This window comes from Xanthomonas sp. NCPPB 3442, from assembly GCF_056725145.1.
This window is the reverse complement of sequence record NZ_CM161514.1, coordinates 2,096,688-2,120,433: the sequence shown is the minus strand read 5'-3', so window position 1 is coordinate 2,120,433 and position 23,746 is coordinate 2,096,688. Positions and strand designations below refer to the sequence as shown.

The 23,746-nt window shown below is 62.8% G+C and carries 20 protein-coding genes and 1 tRNA gene; 11 read left to right on the top strand and 10 right to left on the bottom strand.

Translation table 11 applies throughout. The features are described 5' to 3' along the window. Window positions 1-187: 187 nt before the first annotated feature. A complete protein-coding gene (locus AC1POX_RS09270; protein WP_372357022.1) occupies window positions 188-2,299 on the top strand; it encodes a methyl-accepting chemotaxis protein in 2,112 nt (703 codons plus the stop codon). A gap of 72 nt (window positions 2,300-2,371) precedes the next feature. Here the strand turns inward: AC1POX_RS09270 and AC1POX_RS09265 are convergent, their stop codons facing one another. Then, the gene (locus AC1POX_RS09265; protein ID WP_372357151.1) at window positions 2,372-2,977 is read right to left on the bottom strand and encodes a DUF488 domain-containing protein; all 606 of its coding nucleotides are present in this window, start codon (window positions 2,975-2,977) and stop codon (window positions 2,372-2,374) included. 542 nt (window positions 2,978-3,519) lie between these two features. Here AC1POX_RS09265 and AC1POX_RS09260 point away from each other — a divergent pair. Together AC1POX_RS09260 and AC1POX_RS09255 are read left to right on the top strand one after the other, a co-directional pair. After that, window positions 3,520-4,317 carry an NYN domain-containing protein gene (locus AC1POX_RS09260; protein WP_338334573.1) on the top strand — a complete coding sequence of 266 codons (798 nt, stop codon included), beginning with the start codon at window positions 3,520-3,522 and terminating at the stop codon, window positions 4,315-4,317. A gap of 213 nt (window positions 4,318-4,530) precedes the next feature. Beyond that, a complete protein-coding gene (locus AC1POX_RS09255; protein WP_277574998.1) occupies window positions 4,531-4,872 on the top strand; it encodes a hypothetical protein in 342 nt (113 codons plus the stop codon). Window positions 4,873-4,924: 52 nt separating this feature from the next. Here AC1POX_RS09255 and AC1POX_RS09250 read toward each other — a convergent pair whose 3' ends face one another. Then, on the bottom strand, window positions 4,925-6,520 hold the full coding sequence (locus AC1POX_RS09250; RefSeq protein WP_338334477.1) for a MobA/MobL family protein: 1,596 nt from the start codon (window positions 6,518-6,520) through the stop codon (window positions 4,925-4,927). Between the two features lie 266 nt (window positions 6,521-6,786). On the opposite strand from AC1POX_RS09250, the gene AC1POX_RS09245 reads away from it, so the two are divergent. The 4 genes from AC1POX_RS09245 to AC1POX_RS09230 all read left to right on the top strand — a co-directional run bounded on the left by AC1POX_RS09245 (window position 6,787) and on the right by AC1POX_RS09230 (window position 9,482). Then, window positions 6,787-7,113 carry a hypothetical protein gene (locus AC1POX_RS09245; protein WP_016850716.1) on the top strand — a complete coding sequence of 109 codons (327 nt, stop codon included), beginning with the start codon at window positions 6,787-6,789 and terminating at the stop codon, window positions 7,111-7,113. Window positions 7,114-7,294: 181 nt separating this feature from the next. After that, complete coding sequence (locus AC1POX_RS09240; RefSeq protein WP_078515451.1) at window positions 7,295-7,645, top strand: HNH endonuclease; 351 nt, start codon at window positions 7,295-7,297, stop codon at window positions 7,643-7,645. Next, window positions 7,639-8,199 (top strand): hypothetical protein, encoded by a 561-nt coding sequence (locus AC1POX_RS09235; RefSeq protein WP_040237428.1) that lies wholly within the window; start codon window positions 7,639-7,641, stop codon window positions 8,197-8,199. The genes AC1POX_RS09240 and AC1POX_RS09235 overlap by 7 nt, the downstream gene beginning before the upstream one ends. Window positions 8,200-8,246: 47 nt before the next feature. Then, on the top strand, window positions 8,247-9,482 hold the full coding sequence (locus AC1POX_RS09230) for an HNH endonuclease (RefSeq protein ID WP_277574996.1): 1,236 nt from the start codon (window positions 8,247-8,249) through the stop codon (window positions 9,480-9,482). Between the two features lie 11 nt (window positions 9,483-9,493). Here the strand turns inward: AC1POX_RS09230 and AC1POX_RS09225 are convergent, their stop codons facing one another. The 4 genes from AC1POX_RS09225 to AC1POX_RS09210 form a co-directional block, all read right to left on the bottom strand. Further along, window positions 9,494-10,120: a hypothetical protein gene (locus tag AC1POX_RS09225; protein WP_202903039.1), complete on the bottom strand. Its 627-nt coding sequence runs from the start codon at window positions 10,118-10,120 to the stop codon at window positions 9,494-9,496. A 63-nt stretch (window positions 10,121-10,183) separates the two neighbouring features. After that, window positions 10,184-14,158, bottom strand: a complete 3,975-nt coding sequence (locus AC1POX_RS09220; RefSeq protein ID WP_372357021.1) for a hypothetical protein — start codon at window positions 14,156-14,158, stop codon at window positions 10,184-10,186. Window positions 14,159-14,190: 32 nt separating this feature from the next. Then, complete coding sequence (locus AC1POX_RS09215; RefSeq protein WP_338334574.1) at window positions 14,191-14,850, bottom strand: DUF1629 domain-containing protein; 660 nt, start codon at window positions 14,848-14,850, stop codon at window positions 14,191-14,193. Window positions 14,851-15,096: 246 nt separating this feature from the next. After that, complete coding sequence (locus AC1POX_RS09210; RefSeq protein ID WP_372357020.1) at window positions 15,097-15,576, bottom strand: JAB domain-containing protein; 480 nt, start codon at window positions 15,574-15,576, stop codon at window positions 15,097-15,099. A 388-nt stretch (window positions 15,577-15,964) separates the two neighbouring features. On the opposite strand from AC1POX_RS09210, the gene AC1POX_RS09205 reads away from it, so the two are divergent. After that, complete coding sequence (locus AC1POX_RS09205) at window positions 15,965-16,606, top strand: XopG/HopH/AvrPtoH family type III secretion system effector (protein ID WP_338334480.1); 642 nt, start codon at window positions 15,965-15,967, stop codon at window positions 16,604-16,606. Window positions 16,607-16,888: 282 nt separating this feature from the next. Here AC1POX_RS09205 and AC1POX_RS09200 read toward each other — a convergent pair. Further along, window positions 16,889-16,978, bottom strand: a tRNA-Ser gene (locus tag AC1POX_RS09200). Between the two features lie 368 nt (window positions 16,979-17,346). Beyond that, on the bottom strand, window positions 17,347-18,363 hold the full coding sequence (locus tag AC1POX_RS09195; RefSeq protein WP_003485786.1) for a LysR family transcriptional regulator: 1,017 nt from the start codon (window positions 18,361-18,363) through the stop codon (window positions 17,347-17,349). Window positions 18,364-18,463: 100 nt separating this feature from the next. On the opposite strand from AC1POX_RS09195, the gene AC1POX_RS09190 reads away from it, so the two are divergent. Then, complete coding sequence (locus AC1POX_RS09190) at window positions 18,464-19,048, top strand: FMN-dependent NADH-azoreductase (RefSeq protein ID WP_011347050.1); 585 nt, start codon at window positions 18,464-18,466, stop codon at window positions 19,046-19,048. A 321-nt stretch (window positions 19,049-19,369) separates the two neighbouring features. Here AC1POX_RS09190 and serS read toward each other — a convergent pair whose 3' ends face one another. Continuing rightward, the gene (gene serS, locus AC1POX_RS09185) at window positions 19,370-20,650 is read right to left on the bottom strand and encodes a serine--tRNA ligase (protein WP_209261498.1); all 1,281 of its coding nucleotides are present in this window, start codon (window positions 20,648-20,650) and stop codon (window positions 19,370-19,372) included. A gap of 111 nt (window positions 20,651-20,761) precedes the next feature. On the opposite strand from serS, the gene AC1POX_RS09180 reads away from it, so the two are divergent. Both AC1POX_RS09180 and AC1POX_RS09175 read left to right on the top strand, forming a co-directional pair. Next, on the top strand, window positions 20,762-21,433 hold the full coding sequence (locus AC1POX_RS09180; RefSeq protein WP_372357019.1) for an energy transducer TonB: 672 nt from the start codon (window positions 20,762-20,764) through the stop codon (window positions 21,431-21,433). 357 nt (window positions 21,434-21,790) lie between these two features. Next, the gene (locus tag AC1POX_RS09175) at window positions 21,791-22,258 is read left to right on the top strand and encodes an energy transducer TonB (RefSeq protein WP_372357150.1); all 468 of its coding nucleotides are present in this window, start codon (window positions 21,791-21,793) and stop codon (window positions 22,256-22,258) included. Window positions 22,259-22,396: 138 nt separating this feature from the next. Here the strand turns inward: AC1POX_RS09175 and aroA are convergent, their stop codons facing one another. Beyond that, window positions 22,397-23,719: a 3-phosphoshikimate 1-carboxyvinyltransferase gene (aroA, locus tag AC1POX_RS09170; RefSeq protein WP_011347048.1), complete on the bottom strand. Its 1,323-nt coding sequence runs from the start codon at window positions 23,717-23,719 to the stop codon at window positions 22,397-22,399. Window positions 23,720-23,746 lie beyond the last annotated feature (27 nt).

Sequence of the window (23,746 nt, the reverse complement as noted above, 5' to 3'; positions counted from 1 at the left end):
CCAGCACCTGAACCGGCAGACGCAACGTCTTCAGTTCCACTGCTAGAGGTCGCTAACGAACACGTCGAGACACCACTTGAGCGGCAGCCGTTGCGCTGGCTCTTGCGCTGTCGCGTGCGTATTCGTCTCCCTGCCGTTGCCGGGACTCCCCCGCTCTTCCGCCAGTCGGAACACCGATCGAACACCTATGCATTTCTTCCCGAATCTGCGCATTGGACAGCGCCTGGCCCTGGGCTTTCTCGCGATCATCGTCTTGATGGTGATCCTGACCGTGGTGGGCATCCAACGCGTTCGCAGCATCGACCAGCAACTCACCGCCATCAACGAGGTCAATAGCGTCAAGCAACGCTACGCGATCAATTTCCGTGGCAGCGTCCACGACCGCGCGATTGCTCTGCGCGATGTGGTGCTCATGGACGACCCCGCAGACCGCCACGCCGCCGAACAATCGATCGACAAGCTCGCTGCCGATTACGCACGCGCTGCGCAACCGCTCGACGACATGATCGCCAGCTCGACCGATGCAAAAGAGAAAGACATTCTCCAGCAGATCAAATCCATCGAGCAGCGCACCCTGCCGCTGATCGCGCAAGTGCGCGCGTTCCGCGATGCGGCCGACAAGGCGCAGGCAGAACAGCACCTGCTGCAGCAAGCGCGCCCGGCCTTCATTGCCTGGCTGGCCAGCATCAACGCCTTCATCGACCTGCAGGAGGCCAAGAACCGCCAAGCCGCCAGGCAGGCCGTTGCCACTGCGCGCGGCTTTGCGATGCTGATGGTGATGTCCACCGTCGTCGCCCTGCTGTTGGGCGCCGCCATCGCGTTCCTGCTCACGCGCAGTGTGGTGCTGCCGCTGCGCCAGTCGCTACGCCTGGCCCAGCGCATCAACGACGGCGATCTGCGCAGCCAGGACGCAGCAACCAGCAACGACGAATCCGGGCAACTGCTGCGCGCCATGCAGCAGATGCAGCGACGCCTGCAGGAGGTGATCTGGGCGCAACGCAGCATGGCTGCGCGCCACGACGCCGGCGAAATCAGCTACCGCACCGACCCACAGGGTTTTCCCGGCGAATATGGCGACATGGTGCAAGACACCAACGCACTCGTACATGCCCACGTGCAGACCCAGTTGCGCATGACCCAGGTCATGGGCAGCTACGCCATTGGCGATCTCACCCAGGACATCGAGCAGTACCCGGGCGAAAAATCCGCCATCACCGCCACCATGCAGCAGGTCAAACGCAACCTGCAGGCCATCAACGCGCAGATCCAGGAACTGACCCAGGCCGCCTGCGCAGGCGACTTTGCACTCCGCGGCAAGGCGGAAACGTTCGAGCACGATTTTCGCCTGATGGTGGAAAACCTCAACACCATGATGGCCACCTCCGATACCAACCTGGCCAGCTTCTCCGGGCTGCTGCGCGCGATCGCCGATGGCGACCTGACCGTGCGCATGTCCGGCAACTTCCACGGCGTGTTCGCCTCCATGCGTGACGATGCCAACAGCACCGTGCACCGCCTCACCGACATCGTCACCCGCATCCAGACAACCTCCAACAGCATCAGCTTCGTCGCAGAAGATATCGCCAGCGGCAATCAGCAGCTGGCGCAGCGCAGCGAACAACAGGCCGCCAGCCTCGAAGAAACCGCTGCCTCGATGGAAGAGCTGACCTCCACCGTCAAGCAGAATGCCGAACATGCCACCCGCGCCAACCAGCTCGCACGCGGCGCCGCCGCCATCGCCTCGGAAGGCCGCGACGTGGTCGGCCAGGTGATCGAACAAATGTCCGGCATCGAAGCCTCGTCCAGACGCATCGCCGACATCATCTCGGTCATCGACGGCATCGCCTTCCAGACCAATATCCTGGCCCTCAATGCCGCGGTGGAGGCCGCACGCGCCGGCGAACAGGGCCGCGGCTTCGCTGTTGTTGCATCGGAAGTGCGCACGCTCTCGCACCGTTCCTCGGATGCGGCAAAAGAAATCAAGCGGCTCATCGACGATTCCGTACAACGCGTCGCCGACGGCTCCACCCTCGTGCACACCGCCGGCACCACCATGGGCGAAATCGTCACCAGCGTCCAGCACGTCACCGACATCATGGCCCATATCTCCGCCGCCTCGCAGGAACAAGCCGGCGGTATCGAACAGGTCAATCACACCATCGCGCAGATGGACGAGACCACCCAACACAATGTGCGCCTGGTCGAAGCCGCCAGCACCGCCGCGCATGCGTTGGAACAGCACTCCGCGCAACTCACCCGCGCAGTGGAGGTCTTCAAGGTCAACGCAACGGTGCTGTGAGTCCGCGCGATAGCGTTCGGCGCACCAGCGACGGTCGCGGCGATCGTCTGGGGCTCGACCTACCGCAAGCGCCTACTCGGCAGAAAACAGACCAACCTGTCGCGGCGGATAGATCAGATCGCGCCCAACCGGGCGCGCATCGGCATTCAACTGATGCGGCTGCACCGCGGTCTCGCCAAGAATGTGCAGCACCTGCCACCGCCGGTGCAGCAACAGATCCGCAATCAGGCGGCGATGGCATTGCCACCAGAGTGCTTCGGCGCACATCAGCGCCGTACGCCGCTCACGTGCCATGGCGGTCGCCTGCTCCAGCCCGGCGCCGAAGTCGGCGCTGGTCATATGGTCGGCATAGCCCTGAAACGCCGCGTTGCACCACGCGCCATTGGGCGACCCGGGTTGCGCCTTGCGCCGTCCACCCAGCTCGGGCAGCCACAGATAGCGCACCGACGCCGCGTCCAGTGCATGCGCCATCGTGTCGCTGGCAAACCAAGGGTAGCGACGCGAGCCCGGAAAGCGCCGCACATCCACCACTGCCTTAATCCGATGCGCGCTCAACAACGCGACGAACGCCTCCCAGGTCCTGGTGGAATGACCGATTGTCCAGAGCATCCCGGCCGTATCGCCAGCGGCCTGCAGCCCAGGCGCGTCGGTGTTGATCAGGGGAGAGGTGTCATGCATCGCAGCAGCAGTTAGGCGGAGTGGCAATACAGCACTAGCACTGCCAGCGCCCACAGCAAGTGATGGGCACGCGACCTCTTCCCGCACGCGGATCTGGCTCATCGGCTTTTTAAGCGCGTGCAATTCCCGTAGCAAGGTAATGGCTGATCGCTCCAGATCGTCCTGAATGCGGTGGCAGCGGTGCGCTGGTAGCGCGACCATCTGCACGACACGGTCGACCGCGTCGCTGAGCGATCAGCCCGATGACACATTGATCGTCAGGGGACCATCGCGCTGAGTGCGGGACAGAAGATGAGACGGGCGGTGTGCGTTGGGGAAGCGTCACGGCGCGGAGCGATTTGCAGCGACGTGTGGCGGAGAGAGTGGGATCGGATCACTTTCGATCCAACCCCTTCAAACCGTTGCAGAAAGCCTGCTGGGCAGGTTTCCTTTCAATGTTTCCTCGATCATAGCCTCCGTATCGGCCCGATTGCTAGCGCCCGCTTGCCATGGACGAGTTGCTGACGCCATTGTCTGTCTGCATAAAATCGGACCTCACAGACATGAGCAACTCAAACAGCCCGCATGAAGCACGTGTCGCGGTGTTGGTCGACTGCGACAACGTGCCGACCGACATCGTCGAGCACGCGTTGCTCATGGTGGCGCAGTTCGGCCGGGTCGTGCTTCGTCGCGGATATGGCAACCACAACACCCTCGCCAACAAGTGGCAGGAAGTCCTGGTCCGCCAGGCGTTCACCCCCTGCCTTCAATACCAATACGCCTCCGGCAAGAACACGGCAGACATCGCCTTGGCGCTCGACGCTTTGGAGGCACTGTTCGACAGCCGGGCCGACACCTTCTGCCTGGTCACCAGCGACTCGGACTTTTCCTACCTCTGCCGCAAGCTCCGCGAGCGCGGCGCCACGGTTTTCATTGTGGGCGAGCCCAAGACCCCGGATGCCTTGCGCAACGCCTGCGACCAGTTCTTCGAATGGGACCGGACGGCCAAGGAGGTGGCCGCACCCGAAGTCCAGGGCAATGAACTGCCTGTCCTGAAATCGGAAGCGACGAAAGAAGAAGCCCCTCGCGTAGAAACCAAGCCACTGCCGAAACGGCGTCCCCGGTTCTTGGTCGAAGCCGTGACCCTACTGACCGGCGACACTTCCGAGGGCAAGGTAGGACTGTCAGCACTCGGCCAATACCTCAAACGCACTGACCCATCTTTTTCGCCCAACCTCTACGGACACTCCGGGCTGCTCAACATGGTGAAAACCTATGACCTGCTGACAACGCAGCGAGAGGAGACCGGCGGTTGGTCGGTCAGCATCTCGCACAAGCCCGAGCTGCCCGACCCGGCTTAACTGCTTCCTTTGCATCGGCTCAAGTTGCCCATCTGCGTCTGCGCAAAACGAGAAGCCAGGTCGCATTCGCAACACCTCTAGTCGTCAAATGACATAGCAGCTATCTAATTTTTGCCCGTATTCAAATTTGTGAAATGCAGCTCGAAGCGAGCTCTTGCGGAAGTGGCGATTCTTGGTTGGATGAGGATTCCCCCCACACACGTAGGAGCTTTCATGACCACCAACCCCCAACAGTTCGAACTTGCCAGCCAGTTGCTCGCAGCGCTGATGAGTCAGACCCTTTCGGACGAACCGCTGGTGCGCCAACGCAATGTCTGCAACGCCTGGGCCTCCGCTGGCGAACTGATCGTCTATAGCCAGAAGAACGTCCCGGGCGGGAGCAACGCCGCTCTATCGTTGGACTATGCTCCTCCCCGGCCCTCCCCGGCTTTGCGCACCCGCGAAGCTGTCATCGTTCGAGAGCTCCCATCGATAGACGAATGGCGCGCGGGCCGGAAGAACAAAGACGCACAGTTGGATCCTGTGCGTGCCAAAAAACGGCCGACCCTTCACTGAGTCTACCGAGAGCATATAAACATTGAGCCCCGCAGTGCGGGGCTCTTTGGTTTCAGTGGAAGCGCGGCGGCCGGGGAACGTAGGCCGGCGCAGGAGGTGCGACGATGACAGGGCTTGGATGCGGCTCATCGGGTTCATTCGCCATGTCCAGTGCCAATGGATAGCGCTGGAGCATGTCTCGGCTCCACACCTCCAGATGCGCCGCGCTGGCCAACGCCTCTTTCTCGCAGAGGGCTTGTCCCTGCGGGGTCACCCGAACCTTTGCATCGGCCAACTCTGCGGCTCGGGCTTCGAGGGTGCTCAACCGACGCCCGCGCCGCTGCTTCCAGTCCCCCTGCGTCCATGACGTTCCCGGCTCGGGATTGTTCGCCAGGAAGTCGTGCCACGCGTTCTCGGCCATGTGGTGTAGCTTCTCCGCTCGGCGCACCGCCAATAGCCGCCGGGCGAATTTCATGGTGGCTGCCTTGAAGCGCCGCAGCCGACGAAGCAATTCGTTGAGGTCTGGCCGGAGCTGCGCCGCTTCGGCGAAGGCAGTCACTCGCTCCCTGACCCACTGCATCAAGGCCAGGGTTGCTTGGAGCGTCTGAGCCAAGCGGGGATCCGCTTGAACGGCCACTCCCCACTCGTCGCTGGCCTCCTCCGCAAGCTCGGCGACCGAACGTGGCGCGCGCGACGGCGTGGCCTCCTCGGCCTCCATCAGTCCCAGCCCGCGAGCAATGGTCGCCATGCTGCGGGACACCTCGATGTGCCCTGCCCCGCGCCTAAGCGGCAGGGACAGCACGTCAGAAGGTCGGCGGACCTCGCGCTCGGCCTGGGCCTGGCTGTGACCGTCTGGCACCGGCATGGCATGCCCTTCCTGCTCGAACACGGCGATGAGCTTTTGGAAGGTCTCCTCGTTGGTCTCTTCGATTCGACGGTTTGCGTCCGAACGCTCCGACGGCTGGCCCCGCCGGGCCAACGCCGTGCCGTTTTTGCCGACGTGCTGGGTGGGCTCGCGGGACAGAATGGCAGCGGCGGCCAGGTCGCCGCGCACCAAGGCAGCGTCGGCCTGGGCGGCCAGGCTGCGATGGTCCACGCGAATCTCGAGCGCCGCCTTCTCAAGGTGGGCGTTGATGGTGGACGCGACCAGCTCGCGGACCCACTCCACCTCTGCCCTGCCCGACGGCCCACCATCGAGTTCCCTGGTTTTGTCTGTGAGGCCATCGGGCCCGATGCGACGCGTCGTTGCCAAGACGTGGACGTGCCAATTCAAGCCATCCTTACTACCCGGGCTATGGATGCTGGCCTGCGCCGCGAACCCGTAGCGCCCCACCAGAGCACGGGTGACCTCTACGGCCAGGTCAGACCGCTGGAGGTCATCGAGTTCGTGCGGCAACGCGAACTCGAACTCGAGCGCGACGGTCGCATCTTTCCGGCGCTCGGCAGCTTCTGCAGCAGGCCAGAGCTCAGCGGGGACCAGGGCCCAGTCGGGCGCGTCTTCGGGAGCGAAGCAGCGCGTTTCGACCACGCCGTCCCGGCGGCGGTAGTCGTGGCGCAGGCCGGTGAGCGCGTCCTCGAGCAGCAGCCCAGCGCGGTAGGCCGCCGCTGCGATGGACGAATGCCCTTTGGCGCGACTAAACGTCTTGACGTTGGCGTGGTAGATGGCCATGAGGCAGCGACTCCGAAGCAGTGGGGTTGCTTGGTTTATGCCTCGGCTTTGGATTTTCGCAAGCGCCTTGGGCGCTTGGGGTTCAAGGGGCGAAGCCCTTTGCGCACGCGTTCCGCAGGAACGCCTATGTGCGCTCTTGCTTCTTTCTTTTAAGCCCTGTTTTTCAGGCTTTCCGATTCTCGATGCGGACGAAATTCGAGACCACCTCGATGCTTGACGCGAGCCGTTTTCCTGCTTGACTCATTTCAGCAACGCAGGACAAACCCATGACCACCACCAATCACTACCGAGACCAAATCCAACGAGCCACGGAGCGCTTGGCTCAGCATCAAGCGCGCGAGCTTTTAGCGCAACAGCGCCAAGCCGTGAAGGCCAAGGAAACGCAGCGTCGCGAAGAAGCCAAGCGACGCACACGGGTAGCAGAACTCGTTTTCCTTGCAGGAGCAGAGTCGCTGGAGGATGCCGAGTTGGTGGGTGCGCTTTTGGCTCACGTAGGAAATCGGAGCGACGCGGCAATCCGTAACCAAGCGAGCTCCCTCGGCGCGCTGCGAATGGCAATCACGAACACTGAAGAAGGCCACAGCACGCATTGATCCTGGTCGCCCGCCCAGCCCAGCGCGCGTCGAAGGGTTGCAGCCGCACCGATGGTCGGTTACAACGTGTCTGCCAGTGGGGGCATCCCCCGGTGTTGTGCCCGCATAGCCACTAGGCTCCGGGTGCCCGAGGTTCTCCACTAGGAGGCACGGGAATCTTCTTTTGATTCCGGAGCCTACTATGAGCAACAAGCGCCTCAAATCTCTTCGCATCCGTGCCTTTCACGCCCAGTCGGGCTGCTGTTTTTATTGCGGCCTCCCGATGTGGCTAACCTCGCCCAGCGAGCTGGGCTTGCGGCCCCGCTCTGCACGTCCCTACCAGTGCACTGCCGAACACCTGATTGCTCAACAAGACGGCGGTTTGGATGTGCCCGAGAACGTGGTGGCCGCGCATACACGCTGCAATCAAGGACGCCACAAGCGGCAAGGGCCTGCACCATCTCCCGACGTGTTCAAACAGCTGGTTCGAAAGCGACTTGCAATGGGAAGATGGTGGCCCACGCCTCCAACTGGAACTCACATCGGATGTTGATCCGTCGCCTGCTCCCCAGTGCCGTATTGCTGCTGACTGCGTGCTCCCAATCATCTCCGCCTCCGGCCGAGCCATCGCTGCCCACGGAAAGCTCAACGCAGCAGCCGGCCGATCGTTCAGTGGTCACTCCATTCCAAAACGAGGTCGAGCGCAGCAAGGCAGTGCTTTCATGCAAGTCAACCAAGATCACGCCAGGAACCTCAGGCTGGGGGGCCCTGTTTGGCTGTATCGGCGGCGAGGCCGAGACAGTCAAGTTCTTTATCAACGAAGAGCCGGAAACCGGCAGGGTCTCCACCACGAAGTTCCTATGGAACGACTGGTTCAAGGATCGCGGTTATGGGCTCCACGCTGACGCTAAAGCTGCGGACAAGATGATCCACGACCTCATCAAACTTTATCCCAGCGACCACGACAAGGCCTTGCTTAAAGCGTTCAAGGGCAAGAAAAACCTTACCCTGGAAGGCAATGGCTACCGCTTCGAATACACGTTCGACCGAGGGCCAGCCATTGACGAACGCATGATTGTGGTCACGCCGATTGGATTGACACCATAACGCCACGCCTGCACACCCGTTGCCGAGGACACTGACACCCCATGCGAATGAGCGATGCCTTTCGCCGATATGGCGTTGAGATCAAGGACCCGCAGTTCAACTCGTCCGCCCTGTCTGAGAATCCGCGCCAGGTCATTTTGAGCTTGTGGTCACACAACTTCTCGCCCGACATGTCCCGCTACGCGATGGAGACCGCCCATTGGAAGGGCAGTGGCAAGCACACTTTTCGCGCTCATCTCGAACAAGCCCGGGCGGAAAGCTTGCCAATCCGAGTCGTGGTGGCCACCTCCGACAACCCGGCAAAAGTTAGGGCTGGCAATGCCGCACGCGCCTCCAACGACTTCGAGCCGGACTTCAGCCTGGTCGGGCAGGTCGTATCGCTCGAGGCCAATTCTTTTGAACTTGCGTTTGAGCGCACTGGCGAGTTCCCAGAAAGAGAGATGCTCATGCGCGACCGGGCTACCGTGAAATACTGGCACGTGGCCGAAGCCATGCAAGCACTGGCCAAGCCCTCCTCCACCGCAGAGATTCGCGAGTGGCTCGAAGGACGCTACCCAGGCGAAGACCACTCAGACTTGGGAGCCAACCTTTCATTCTTGACGGTCAACGACACTAACCGGCGGCATTACGACAAGACGCGGAAGGATTGGCGCTCAAACTCCAATCACCCTCGTGATCTCGTTTTCAGACGAGGCAAATTCCGGGGCGTGACGTATGAGCCTTTTCGGGCAAGCATCCATGGCCACTGGACTTTGCAGCGGAACGACGCCGGCGATTGGGAAGCTGTGCAGTTGCCCGCCACCCCACAATCGAAAGCCGAGGCCGAAGGGCAGGACGCGGCATTTGCGCATCTGCCTCCATTGGATTCAGACCACGACGCACGTGTCTGGACCATGCGTGCAGTAGCCCAGCGCCGTGGTCAATCTTTTTTCCGGAACCAGTTGCTGGACGCGTATGGCGGCCGTTGTGCCATCACTGGCTGTTCGGCGAAGGAGGTCTTGGAGGCGGCGCATATATTGCCTTACCGGGGAGACCACACCGACCGGGTGGACAACGGCTTGTTGCTCCGCGCCGACCTCCACACCCTTTTCGACTGCCTGCTGCTCTGGATCACCCCAGAGAACAAGGTCGCGTTGGCTCCGTCGTTGCTTACCACTGACTACCTTGCTCTCAGAGGCCAGACTGTGCGTCAGCCGGAGTCAAGGAAGAACCGCCCCAATCCCGACCATCTGAGCGAACACGCCCGGCGTTGTCAGGAGCTCGACGGCGCACCAAGCCCATAGGTCGACGAGCATCAGCGCGCGTCTGAGGCGCTGCGCAGGCTAACGGCACGGTATTGCTTCTGACTGCCGAAACGTGGGCCGTTCTTTTCGAGCGTGGCGCAGATCCTTCCTTCGCCACAAGGAGCTAGGTCAGCTCGCGCAACCCGCTCCCAATAGTCGATTGAGGTGCGGAGCTGCACCAGCTCGCTGCGCTTCTCGTTGATGATGCCCACCGAGTAAGCCACCGCCCCCAGTCCCAACACGCCCGCCGCGAGCATCGTGGCCGATGCGATCCACATGCGCCGCGTGCTCCGCGTTTCCAAGGACTGCTGGGCCTGCGCATAACGTCGAGTGGCTTGCTGCAATGTCTCGTCCGCAGTGGCCATTTCTTTGTTGAATCGCTTAGCAGCCGGCTCCAGCGTCTGCGTCAACGCCTGATTGGTCAGCTGCGTCAAGCGCGGCAACGCATTTTCCAGCACCCGATTGACCTTTGCATCGGCGCTGCTGGCCGCGTGTTGGACTACCTGAAGTTGCTCGGCGACCACCTCGCGCAACCGCTGTTCGCGCTGCTGCATGGATGCCACCAGCGTCGTCAGCACTTTGACCGTCTCTTGCAGCGAGGTGTTCGATGCATTCAACGTGGCCATCATTTCCGCCATTGCGGCGGTGGCTTGCCTGTCCATGAGGTCTCCTGAGCTCGGCTGGTCAGGAAGCGATTTTGACTAACCGCCGCCCCCTCCACCACCACCGCCTCCTCCCCCGCCTCCCCCGCCGTCTCCACCCCCACCGCCGTCCCCTTGGGGACCGCTCTGCATCGGCCCCTTGGCAAACTCCGGCAAGGTCATCACCATCACCGGCCCGCGACTGGTGTTGATCTCCGCTGAGACATCCATCCCCAGCGCCTGACGTGTTGCGGCGAGCTCCTGGGCCTCCTGCTGGGCTTGCGCCTCCAGGAACTCGTTGCCTCTTTTGATGAGCGCCTGCGTCGCTGCGCTGTTGGCGACTCGGTTCAGGGCCTGCTCGATCGCCAACTCGTTCTTGCTGTCGAGCGCGTAGAGGACCTCGTCTACGTCCGGGTCGCCCGTGATGGATTTGCGCTCAGCTTTCGGCGACTCGTTTGGTGCATTCCCTTCCCCTGGACCAGCAAAGCGCTGAACTGGAGATGGGAAGGCATCGGCTTGCGCGGCCGCTTCTCTGGGCGAGCGGTGACTTGGTTGGTGTGCGCTGAACGCATCAATGCCGCTACCCTCCTGGTCTAGCGCCCTCTTTTGAGCGAAGGGATAAGGTTCTCCGCGCTCGCGATACTCCCTCCATTCCTGATGGAAGCGTTCGTCTTCCCGATCCGCCGCCTCAATTTCCTGTTGCAGCTGGCGCAGCGAGCGCATGGTCTCTTCCAGGAACAGGGCGCCACCCGGGTCTGCGGCGCTGTGATCCTGCGCTGGGGTTGATTGCGTTTGTTGGTTTTCTGCGTCAGCAGACCCGACGGACACGCGAGTGGCCGCACTGCTTGCCAATGACTCCTCACGCGCTTGCGCGAAGTGTTCTGCGGGCAACACCGGTGCACCATGATCAGCGAGCAAAGCCTTTGAAGGACGGGGCTGTTCAGCCTCGGCTTCTCGCTCAGGCGTAGTAGACGCTCTGGAAAGTGATGCCGTCAACGGCTCTGCTGTTGGGGCCATGGCCCGAACCGGTGTTGCCTCCTGCTCACGCGCCACGTCTTGCTGACGGGCCGACGCTTGCTCCATCTCGGCCTGCTGCGGTTGCACCTGGCGATACAGCGCCAGGGACACCGCATCGGCCTCCGCGCTTTGCAAAGGTTGGTTGCCGGATTTCTCGCCCTCGGGTGCAGGAATCGGCAGGCGCGAGGCATCGCGGCTTTCCACTGCCTGCATTTCCAGCGCGCGTCCCGCTTCTCTTGCTTGATGCGGCTGCGTCCGTGGGTCGGGCGTAGTGTCAGCCGCGCGTTCGCCTGCCTGTTGGTTATGCGCATCTAGCTGCTGGTGGGCATATGCCTGCTGCAACTCGGGCTGCGGCATTTGTTGATCCAGCGCCGCATCTGGAGCGTGCAGCTGAGCGTCCGGTTGCTGCGAGGCTTCTTGTCGTTGCTCTTGTTGCTGCGCTTGCTGAACCTGATGTTCCTGGACCTCAACCCGCGTGGCTTCTTGAGCCTGGCGCTCTTGCTGCTGCTCCCGCTGCTGGTTGTCCTGGGCTTGGCGCTCCTGCGCCTGACGTTCCTGGACATCCCTTTCCTCACGCTCCTGCAGCTCGCGTTGCTGGCTGGTCTGTGCCTGCCGCTCCTGCACTTGCCGCTCTTCTGACTCCCGATGCTGCTCGGCTTGGCGCTGACCTTCCAGCACCGCATGCGCCTGGACCGCCTGTTCGCTCTGCGCCCGATCCTCGTGCTCCGGATGTGCCTGCTGGAGGTGTTCGCGCACCTGCGCGGCGTGTTGCTCTTGCGCAAGACGATCTTGCTGTTCGCGTTCTTGCCGCGCCTGCGCCGCGACAGAGGCTTGCATGCGCGCCTGGATGTCCAGCACCTGCTGCGGATTGGAAGAGTCAGACGTAGAGCTGTCTGTTTCCCCTTTCGCTTCGGGCGCCCCTCCAAGGCTTGGCACCTCACGCCGACTGCCTTGCACCTCACTCAACGCCTGCCGGATGTCGTCGCTACTCGTAGTGGCCACCATGCGGGTGACCCCATCGCTGCCGCGCTGCAGGTGCGCGATGGGGCTGTCATACCCGTATTGCCCCAACTCATTGCGTTGTAGCTGCTGCATGGTCGGCCCGGTGATGCCATTGGCGTCCCTGGTCCGCTGCGCGGCCAGCTCCACTGCCTGCTGAGTGTCTGGATTGACGTTCAAATCGACGCCTGCGGCCCGGTAACGGTGCAGCAGCTCGTTGTGCTCCATCTGCGACGCCGTGGGAGCCGGAAGCGCCTGGATCGCTGCCAGGGTCTCCTGGGCACGCTCCACCGACGGCTGGCGCACCTGGTTCGTCAACTCCAGTTCCACCGCCAGGTTTCCAGTAGCCACCCCATCCTTCCCAGCCCACTGTCCAGCGTCGTTCCGCTGGTAGACCTGCCCGTCGTGTCCCTGCACCTGACCTTGCTTGGCGAGGACACTTTCCACGGCTGCCGGCACTTCCACTCCATAGTCGCGGGCGCGCTGCGCGGCATGGTTTTCCAGGTAAGCGGCGGCGATGGCTTCGCGCCCGGTGGCAATGTTGCTTTCGATGCGGCCCAGGGCTTCCTGGTTGAGCTGTTGCGCGCGTTCCGGAGAGGCGGTCTGGTGCTCGTAGCTGCCCCGGTCGTTGGCACCGGACACGGCGGTTTTGACTTGGCGTTCCCATGCCTGGCTCTCAGGATTGCGGTGCCAGTTCTGGTTGTCCAACCCAACTTGGTCGCTGGCCCGTGCAGGGACGTTGAACGGGTCTTGCGGTGGAGGAGCCTTGCCCAGCGCCAACTCCACTGCCTTGGCGTTTGCCAGCGCGCCCAGTTCCTGCGATTTCTCGTAGCTGGCGACCACGAAATGCTCGCCGCTCGTGCGCCGGCCATCCGGAGCGAGGTCGATAGCCGCTTCGCGCTGCCAGTTGCGGCCGTTGAACTGCCACTCCATGTGCGCTTTGTCGATCTGGTGGTAGATGGCGCGGTTGTCCAGCAGATCGGCGCCTTTGTCGAACGCTTTGCTCATCAGCAGTGCGTCACCGACCACCAACGCAGCCGGTACGAAGCCGCTTCCGCCCAATGCTGCCGCAGTAGACGCACCACCGGCCCAGCCGCCGACGTTGCGTGCCAGTGCATGGGTAACCTCAGACTGCGCGGCCGTGGCATTGCCTTGTTCCAGCAGCTCGGCGGAGCGGCGGGCAGTCAGCACCGCATCCGCGCCGGTAGCCAGCAAGCCACCCGAGCGCACCAGGGTGCTGGTGGATGCATTGCCAAGAAGCACTTCCATGGATGCCGCACCGTGCTGGCCTCGTGGGACGCGCAGATTGTCTGCGGCCTCCTCACCCAGGGTCTGCTCAACCTTAAGGATACCCTGCTCGGACAAGACCACGCGCCCATCGTGATGGGCATTGGCGATGGCGAGCGACAAGCCGCTGCGCTGGAGCTGGATGTCCCCGCCTCGCACGATGGCGGCGTTGCTGACATGGATCTGGTTTAGCGCGGTGACGATGCGCGACTCGGAATGCGCAACAGCTCCCCAGCCGTGGTCCACCCCCGTGAAGCCCTTCAAGGCCTCGATTTGCTGGGCATGGGTTTTCTGGTAGGTCGGGATATCGCGGAAAAAGTCTTGAACCTTTTGATTGGTCTGTGCAGGGGTTAAACCAACGGGCGTATTGGTGTTCAGATCACCATTGATTAGTCCTACTTTGACGGTATCGCGTAAGCGCTCGACACGCTGGACAACACGATCCATCGCGGCTGGGTCACCCTCCAACATGGCTTGCCCATCTCGGGACGCGTAAATATCTTCAAGGCGATCAAGTAGCCCATACTGGTAAGCGCCAAGAGGGCCGCCGCTATGTGGCGTGATTCCCATTTTTTGAGCGAACGTGGGATTGGCCGGCAGAAACAGTCGGTTTTCCTGTGCGTGGATGTCAAACTTCCCTGCCCGTTGCAACTCATCAAGCAACTCGCTGTTCTTCAGCGTTTGCTGTTCGATGTTGTGGTGATCCTGGAAAAGTGTTCGGTAATTCGGCACGGATCAGGCTCCTTGTCGCCTTGCGGCTCGGCCTAGCGGTTCACCACGTCGTAGAACCAGAGGCCGTCCGACTGTCCATCGGTGCCGATACCGGCTGCAGTCACAGCATCCTTGAACACTCGATCACAAAAGACGCCACCGTGAAATGGCAGTCTGAAGACGTGTGCTACCCCGAGCACATCGCTTTTGAAGGCCAGCCGCGAGCCCCCCGCCAGGCTGTAATGTTTACCAGTTTCGTATTCGTCACTGACTTTGATGTCGAGGTAAGAAGCATCTTCATCGAGTGCGTCTAACGTGCGGACCACATCGCACAGGTAGACGTTTGGCCCCTTCGAGCCATCGGCCAAGCGATAGTCGGTCTCGGCAAACTCGAACGCCGCAGGATCTACCGTCTCCATCACTCGACGTAGGCGCTCTGACACCAGCCAGTAGCCACTGAATCCCCCTTCCAGGTCTTGGGGAGGCACGCCTTCACTGGGGTGGTAGACCAAGCGTGGAACCTCGCGCAAAGCAGGAAACCCGCCATCCTTTGGCCTCAGAATCAGCCTAGGCGGAGTGAGGAGCGCCTTTCGGTTCTCAAAGACAACCCCATGACCTTTCCCCCCGCGTCGAACGTCTGGCTGCAGGTGGAAGAACTCCCCTTTCTTGGGCTCATTGATCATTGCGGTATTCATGCGTTGCGTCCATTCCATAGGCTCTAGTTCTTCAAGTTCTTCTACAACAGCAAAGTCGCCCACAAGCCAGCCAAAGGCGTCACTAAGGGCGTCGGCGATACCGTCTTCGCTCTCGCACTCGACCGTGGCTTCCATCGGCAACGCGGGACGCTTGCCATCGATCTTCCAGACAATCCCTCGCACGTGAAACGCTTTCATTCCGCTCCTTGGGGACATCTGCCTTTGCAGTCTAGCTTCGGCAGACCGCACAGGTGAAGGGGTGGGCTATGCCCAACCCCTTGCCGCCAGGCTGACGCTCTTCTGGCCGCCGATAACCAAGTGGTCCAGCACTCGGATGTCCAGAAGGTTCAGCGCCTGCTTCAGGCGTTCGGTGACCTTGCGGTCTGCTTCGCTGGGCTCCGGATTCCCGCTCGGATGGTTGTGGAAGAGGATGACGGCGACGGCGTTGAGGTCCAGGGCGCGCTTGGCGACGACTCGGTTGTGGACTTCGCAGGCATCGGTCGTGCCGGTGAAGAGGTGCTCGGTGGCCAGGATGTGGTGCTTGGTGTCGAGGAAGACGACGCCGAAGGCTTCGTGCGGCAGGTGGGCGCAGCGGGCGACCAGGTAGCTGCCGGCCTGCTCGGGGCTGTGGATACGGCCTTGGCGTTGAAGGCGTTGCTCCAGGATGGTCGCGGCAGCGAGCAAGATGCCTTCCTCGTCCATCTGGAGTTGGTATTGGGCCTTCAGGTCTTGGGTGCGCTTCATCGGTTCTTTTCCACCAGCGCGTTGTGCGCCTCGTGGAAACCGGTAGGCGGAGCGCCAACCCCTATCGCACCCGGGAGCGAGCACCGCGCAAGCGGCGAACAGCGAAGGGCCGCAACAGAACGCGAGCGCCGAGAAGGAGGCTAGCCTCGCGGTCGGGACAGCGGAGCCAGGATTCCCTTCAAGCGGCCCAGCGCTGGTGGAGACCGCACCATGCATGCCCCACAAAGCTTGTGAGCTTGTAGACCGCCGCGAATTAACTCACGGAGTCCGAATTGGATCATCCATTCGCCATTGATGACAGGATTTCACATACTGGCAGTGTGTTTGCCTTCTCACAATTACCATTCGAGTGGCAGTCCCATAAACACTTTAACGACACATACTCGACATGCCAATCGGTCAAACAAACTTTCCAGGAATCTATATTTCCACTCAGACAAGCGCTCGAGAAGAGCCATACAAGAATCAGGTTGAGTCAGCGCTTGAAAAGATTGCGGCCGGCACCTCGGGCAGCGCCCTGCTTCAAGGCCTGAGTGCTATTAGCGCTAGCAAGAATAGAAAAGTGACCATAGCGGAGATAGGCGCTGAAGCGCAGCCCAACACCAGAGCTGCCCTCAGTGCGAGCGAGGCTGAAAAATATAAGCCGAGAACTTTCGCCGATAATCTAGCGCTCGCCAAGGAACGAGCAAGAAAAGGAAAGGGATGCAACGCCATCATAGAATGGAGCCCGCAGAGTCACATCGAACTGAACGCAAACGGCTCCCCTCTTCGACTTGGATCGAATCCCGAGGAGTCGTTTGTTGTTCTTGCGCACGAGCTTATCCATGCTCAGCATCTATTGGCGGGCACGTCGAGAGCCTACAAGGGTGGACATCGCTACGACGAAAAATCCGAGGCCGGGAAAGAGGAACTCAGGGCCGTCGGCGTCGGAAAATACGAATATCAAAAGACCGGGCAACCGAGCGAAAACTCAATCAGGCAGGAGCATGGGCTGCCTATCCGCAAAAAATATAAGCCTCACGGAATGTGAGGCTGCAATGGTCAAATGCTTGATTAGGTCGCCAAACCATCTCAGATCCACGCATCACCCGTTGCACGAGTGCTCGGCATAGAAACTCATCTGCGCATTTGGAGCGACATGCTGTGTCGTATTCACTGAGCAAAGCGCCGCTTATGGCCAAGCCGAGCATCGGAGGATCAGGTTCTACGTGTCGAGCACAGGCCCGGCATGCGAGTGTTCCTCCGCATTCCTCCTGCCTTTCAACCAAAAAAACAGATTCTTAAATTAAAAAATCAATGCCTTGGAAGTGACTGGCGGAGAGAGTGGGATTCGAACCCACGGAAGGTTTGACCCTTCGCCGGTTTTCAAGACCGGTGCCTTAAACCGCTCGGCCATCTCTCCGATGCTGCTGCACGTGACCGCCGAAGGCGCCGGATGTCACGCGGGCGACCCGCCTTGCGCGGGTGGCCCTGTCTATGGCCGCACGAACATCTGTGCGGCCGTTCTCCCAGGATCGCTCCCGGGCGCGCATTCTCGCATGCCCGGGCGCGTTTTGCTCAATGACACCAACGCCGTCAGCTGGCGCAGCGTGCCGCTCCCTTGATGGTACTCGGCCACTACCCCGCATGGTCGGCGAAGATGCCTGAGCACACAGGCAACCTGCCGAACATCTGCAGCGCACTGGCTGCGCAGCAGCTAGCGAACTGCCAACGTACGTGCCGGCCAGCCTCGGCCGCCAACCCAGCCTTGGCCAGCTTTGTCACGGACGCTCAGCCCGCTTCGGCCACCACCAGGCGCGGCGCCGTGCCGGCGGCACGCTTGAGCTTCTCCGCCAGTTCGGCGCAATTGCCGCCGCAATCCAGGCGCGAGCGTTCGATTTCCTGCGGCAGGTGTTCGGCCAGGAAGTCGATGAACACCCGCACCGCCGGCAGCAGGCCGCGACGCGAGGCGAACACGGCATGGCAGATGCCCTGCGGCAGCGACCAGTGCGGCAGCACCACTTCCAGCTCGCCGCTGCGCACCGCTTCGGCGCACACGGTTTCCGGCAGCATGGTGATGCCGAAGCCGTCGCGCGCCATCGACTGCAGCAGCGGGAAGTCGAAGCCGGCCAGGCGTGGCTGCAGATCGACGCGGCGCATTTCGCCGTTCGGGCCGTGCAGCTCCCAGCGCTGATGCGCTTCGTCTTCGCTGGTGCTCATGGTGGTGTGGTTGGCCAGCTCGCTGGGATCCTTGGGGCGACCGGCGCGATCCAGGTATTTGGGGCTGGCAACCAGCAGTTCCTGCACCTGGCCGAAGCTGCGCATCACCAGGCTGCCGTCGTCGTCCAGGCGCGAGCGCACGCGCAGCGCAATGTCGTAGCCCTCGTTGATGACATCGACGCGGCGATTGCTGATATTGAGCTGCAGCCGCACCTTGGGATACTTGGCCAAGAATTCCGGCAACAACTTGGGCAACTGGATCTGCGCAAGCGAAACAGGAACGCTCACACGTACAAGACCGCGCGGCTCGGCGCTGAGACGATCCACCACCTCGCGCGCGGCCTGGGCTTCGGCAAGCATGGTTTGCGCGTGCCGGTGCACGCTGGTGCCGACGTCGGTCACCGCGAAACGGCGCGTGGAGCGCTGCAACAGGCGCACACCCAGGTCGGTCTCGAGTTGGCTGATGCGCCGGCTCAGGCGCGATTTGGGGATGCCAAGCGCACGCTCGGCAGCGGCAAAGCCGCCGTGATCCACCACCATCGCAAAGTAATACAGGTCATTCAGGTCGTGCATGGCGCAGGTATCCATGAATAGAACGATACGTGATATTTAACCACCTTTATTCCAACAGAGCAACGACCTAGGCTGCACACCTCCGCGGCGCTGCCGCTTGCCACAGGTCATCGTCATGAAACTGCTGCACCTCGATTCCAGCGCGCTAGGCGCCAATTCCGTCACGCGCGTGCTCAGCGCCGCCGTCGTGGAGCAGCAGCGCCGGCGCCATCCCGAGGTGGACGTGTCGTATCGCGACCTCGACCGCGACCCGATTCCGCATCTGACCGCGCAGACGCTGGCGCAGACCGACCCGGCAGAGGCCGCGGCCGCCGAAGCGGTGATGCAGCAGTTCCTGCAGGCCGATGTCATCGTGATTGGCGCACCGATGTACAACTTCGCCATCCCCTCCACGCTCAAGGCCTGGATCGATCGCATTGCAGTTGCCGGGCGCACCTTCCAGTACACCGCCAATGGTCCGGAAGGCCTGGCCGGCGGCAAGCGCGTCATCATCGCCAGCGCGCGTGGTGGCTTGTATGCCGATCCGACGAACGATTTTCAGGAGCCGTATCTGCGCCAGGTGTTGGGCTTCCTGGGCATCGACGACATCAGCTTCGTGCGCGCAGAGGGTGTGGCGTATTCGCCGCAGCATCGCGCCGATGCGCTGGCCTCGGCGCTGGCCGGGCTGGGTGAGGAAGAAGAGGCTGCTGTGAGCGCGTAAGCCTGCGGCGTGACGGGTTGACGCGTTGAAAGGTCGTCATGACTGCGAGTTGCCATAGCGAAAAACGGGACCACCGCTGGTCCCGTTTTTTTGTGTCGATTTCCAATAGCAAAGAAGCTCGCGCTCAAACGCCCTCGCACCATGTGCGCCAGACATCGCAGACTCCATTCGACACTCGCATGTGTGGAAGCTGCCAAGCGTAGCGAGCACGCGTCTGACAAGTGTCGATCTAACCGGGCAACCGCAGCGCCCGAAGCGATATGCGCACCGAACGCCGCCCGCGTCGCCTGGTGATGAGCGCCGTCCTCCGGTTACCCGCACTCAGCCGATCCGCTCGAGCCCGCCCATGTACGGACGCAGCACCTGCGGCACATCGATCGAGCCATCGGCGTTCTGGTAGTTCTCCATCACCGCGATCATCGCGCGGCCCACGGCAGTGCCGGATCCGTTGAGCGTGTGCAGCAACTCCGGCTTGCCGCTGACCGGGTTGCGCCAGCGCGCCTGCATGCGCCGCGCCTGGAAATCGCCGCAATTGGAACAGGACGAAATTTCGCGATAGGTGTTCTGCGAAGGCAGCCATACCTCAAGATCGTAGGTCTTGATCGCGGAAAACCCCATGTCGCCGGTGCACAGCAGCACCTTGCGATACGGCAGGCCGAGTTGTTCCAGCACCACTTCGGCGCAGCGCGTCATGCGCTGATGCTCGGCATCGCTGTCTTCCGGCGCGCAGGCGGTCACCAGCTCCACCTTTTCGAATTGGTGCTGGCGGATCATGCCGCGCGTATCGCGGCCACCACTGCCGGCTTCGGCGCGGAAACACATCGAATGCGCGGTCATGCGCAATGGCAGGCGCTCGGCGTCGATGATCTCATCGCGCACGATATTGGTCAGCGGCACTTCGGAGGTGGGGATCAGGTAACGGCGCGACTCGCCCACTTCGGTCTGGAACAAATCGTCTTCGAATTTCGGCAGCTGACCGGTGCCGCGCATCGAATCGGCATTGACCAGCAGCGGCACGTTGGTTTCTTCGTAACCGTGCTCGCCCACATGCAGGTCAAGCATGAACTGCGCCAAGGCACGGTGCAGGCGCGCGACCGGGCCACGCAGCACGGTGAACCGCGCGCCCGACAATTTGGCTGCCGTTTCGCCATCCAGCCAGCCGTGCGGCGCGCCGAGTTCCACATGGTCCTTGACGGCGAAATCGAATTGACGCGGCGTGCCCCAGCGCGATTGCTCCACGTTCTCGCTTTCGTCCTTGCCGAGCGGCACATCCTCGGCCGGCAGGTTGGGCAAGCCAAGCGCGATGCCCTCGAGCTTGGCGCGAATCGCATCCAGCGCCTCTTCGGACGCCTTGAGTTCATCGCCGAACCCGGCCACTTCGGCCATCAGCGCGGCCACATCTTCGCCCTTGGCCTTGGCCTGCCCTATCGCCTTGGATTTGGAATTGCGCTGACTCTGCAGTTCCTGCGTGCGCACCTGGATACGCTTGCGCTCGCTCTCCAGCGACTCCAGTTCCGCAGTGTCCAGGGCGAAACTGCGCGTGCTGCGCAGGCGCTCGGCAAGGTCGGCGGGGTGTTGGCGAAGCAGGGCCGGATCTAGCATCGGAATAGGTGCGTCAGTGGAATAGCGCGAGATTATCGCCTGTTCCGGCACCTGCTGCGATCGATTCACTACGGCTATGCCAGAATTGCGACGATTCTTCAGGTGAGCCCTATGCCCGCGCCCCGTCCTGCGTCCGATCGCCACATCGTTCTGCGTCTGCCCCGCCACACGCTGAAAATCGCCGGCATCGCCTTCGCTGCCGGCCTGCTGTTGTTCTTGCTGGTCTGGGCCACCGGCCGCAAGGACGACTTCTATAAAGCCTCGCCGGCGCAGCCGACCGCAGGCACGCAGACCGACGACACCATTGCGCCGCTGCCGGCACCGTTGCCGGCCCAGGACGGCGCAAGCGACATGCCGCAGGCCAAACCGCCGGCCGAAACCCCCACCCTGGTGGACACCGCGCCCCCCGCCCCGCCCGCGCCGACGCCGCTGCCGGAAAATGCGGCACCCGGCGCGCCAGGTGCCGCTGGCAGCGCCGCGCCGGTCAACGCACCGGTCGCTGGCGGCGATCGCCCGGTACCGATCCAGGGCCAAATGCCGCCGCCACGCTATCCGTCGGCTGCGCTGCGTCGCGGCGATGCTGGCGATGTGGTGGTGCGGGTCGACGTGGATGCCGCCGGCAATCCCGGTGGCGTGACCCTGGTGCAGCGCAGCGGCTCGCGCGACCTGGACCGTGCGGCCATGGAAGCGGTGCGGCACTGGCGCTTCCACCCGGCGCAGCGCAATGGCCAGCCGGTGGCCGGCAGCATGGACATCCCGTTCGAGTTCAAGCCTGCGCAGTAAGTACAGCTAACCCTTCGCGCGTGTTGCTTGTCACTGCCTTGCCGATGTGGGGCGCGACGGGGCAGGCCTCGGCTGACGCCACGCAGCCACAAACAGCATGCAGTTTTAACCGGGCCGCAATGTCAGCTTGACTAAGCTGAACTTTCAGCAAGCTCGAGCGCTTCATTCGCCGTCCGCCTTAGCTGCCCCTCAGGTAGCGCCAACCAGACTGGTCTCGTCATCCTCAGATGCGCCAGGAGGTCGGCCATGTCCGTCACTTCAAATCCTTCATCCGCTCACCCGTCGTCGCTGCCGCAGCACGGCAGGCGCTCGATGGAGCGGCAGCAGAATGCAGCGAGCGACGGCGCTTCGCCCTGGATGTGGGCAACGCTGGTGGCGTTGCTCATCGTGGTACCCAGCTGGTGGTGGGCACGCCACAGCGACGAGTCACTGGCGACCGATACGCGGCCGCTGCCGGCAGCGAGTCGGCAGATCCTGCCGACGACCGATGGCCCGCGTGCGATGACGATGGTGGCGCACCAGCCTGCTCGCCCAGCGGTCAGCAGCGTGGGAGCCAAGCCGCTGCCGGGCAATGCCATGCCGAGCTACCCGGCCGCCGTGGCGCGTGCCGGCATCCAGGGCAGCCGCACTGCACGTTTGCAGCTGGATGTGCAGGGCCGGGTGAGCGATGTCACCATCGTCGACCGGAGCGGAAGTGACGACCCTCGGCTGGATGCAGCGGTGATGGAGAGCTTGCGCCGGTGGCGCTTCGAGCCCGCCACGCGCGACGGCCATGCGGTGGTGAGCAGCGTGCAGGTGCCGGTGGAGTTCACCGCGCAGCGTTGAGGATTTGCTCAGCGCTGCGGCGCTTGACGGACGGCAACGCTCGCGATGTCGCGGCGCGTCGCCCGGCTCCTGACTCGCAAACAGACATGGTCTTTCCGGACCCGGCGAGATCTGGGCCATCCTGCAACGGAAAACGCGTCACCGACGCCCGGCGGTTTCCAGCCCGAATCCGGCGCCCTGCGCCAGCGTGTCGAAGCCCGGGAAAGAAGTCGCCACATTCGCCACATCGTTCACCTGCACCTGACCGGTGGACAGCTGGCCGGCGATGGCGAACGCCATGGCAATGCGATGGTCGCCATGACTTTCGATCACGCCGCTGCCGATGCTGCCCCCGTGGATGGTGGCACCATCCGGTGTTTCGTCGACCTGCACGCCAAGCGTGCGCAGGCCGGTGGCCATCGCCGCCAGGCGATCGGACTCCTTGACCCGCAGTTCGGCGGCGCCGGTCACCACGGTCTGCCCGCTTGCGGCAGCCGCGGCCACGAACAAGGCCGGGAACTCGTCGATCATGTCCGGCACCAGCGCTTCGGGGATCTGCGCACCGCGCAATGGCGCGTAACGCACGCGCAGATCGGCGACTGGCTCGCCGCCGTGTTCAGCGTGGTTTTCTTCGCTAATCTCCGCGCCCATCAGGCGCAACGCGGCCAGCAGCCCGGTGCGGCGTGGATTCAATCCGACCGCGCGCAGCACCACCTCCGAGCCGGGAACGATGCTGGCAGCGACGATGAAGAACGCAGCCGACGAAAAATCCGCAGGTACCGCGATATCGGTCGCGCGCAGACGCTGCCCACCGCGCAGACGGGCCTTACCAGGCGAAAAATCGATCTCCACGCCGAATGCCGACAGCATGCGCTCGGTGTAGTCGCGGGTGGGATGCGGCTCGGTCACCGAGGTCTCGCCCTGCGCATAGAGACCGGCCAGCAGCACCGCTGACTTGACCTGCGCGCTGGCAACCGGCGAGACGAAATCGATGCCGTGCAGTGCCTGCCCACCGTGCACGTGCAGTGGCGGCGTGCCATCGTCCTGCGTTTCGATCCGCGCGCCCATCTGCGCCAGCGGGCCGGTCACGCGCCGCATCGGCCGCTTGGATAACGACTCGTCTCCCACCAGCACGCTGTCGAAGCGCTGCGCTGCCAACAGGCCGGCCAGCAGACGCATCCCGGTACCGGCATTGCCGCAATCCAGCGCCTCGGTCGGCGGCTGCAGACCATCCACACCCACGCCGTGCACGATGCGCTGCGACGCCGACGGCGTTTCGATGCGCACGCCCAGCTTGGCGAAAATAGCAGCGGTGGAGCGCGTGTCTTCGCCTTCGAGAAACCCATCGATCTGCGAAACGCCGTCGGCGAGCGCGGCGAACATGACCGCGCGGTGCGAAACCGATTTATCGCCAGGAATGGCCAGGCTGCCCTGCAGTGCGGTGCCGCGACGGGCAATCCAGTGGTGCGTGCTGCTGCTCATGCATGTGATCCGATGGCTGCGGCATCG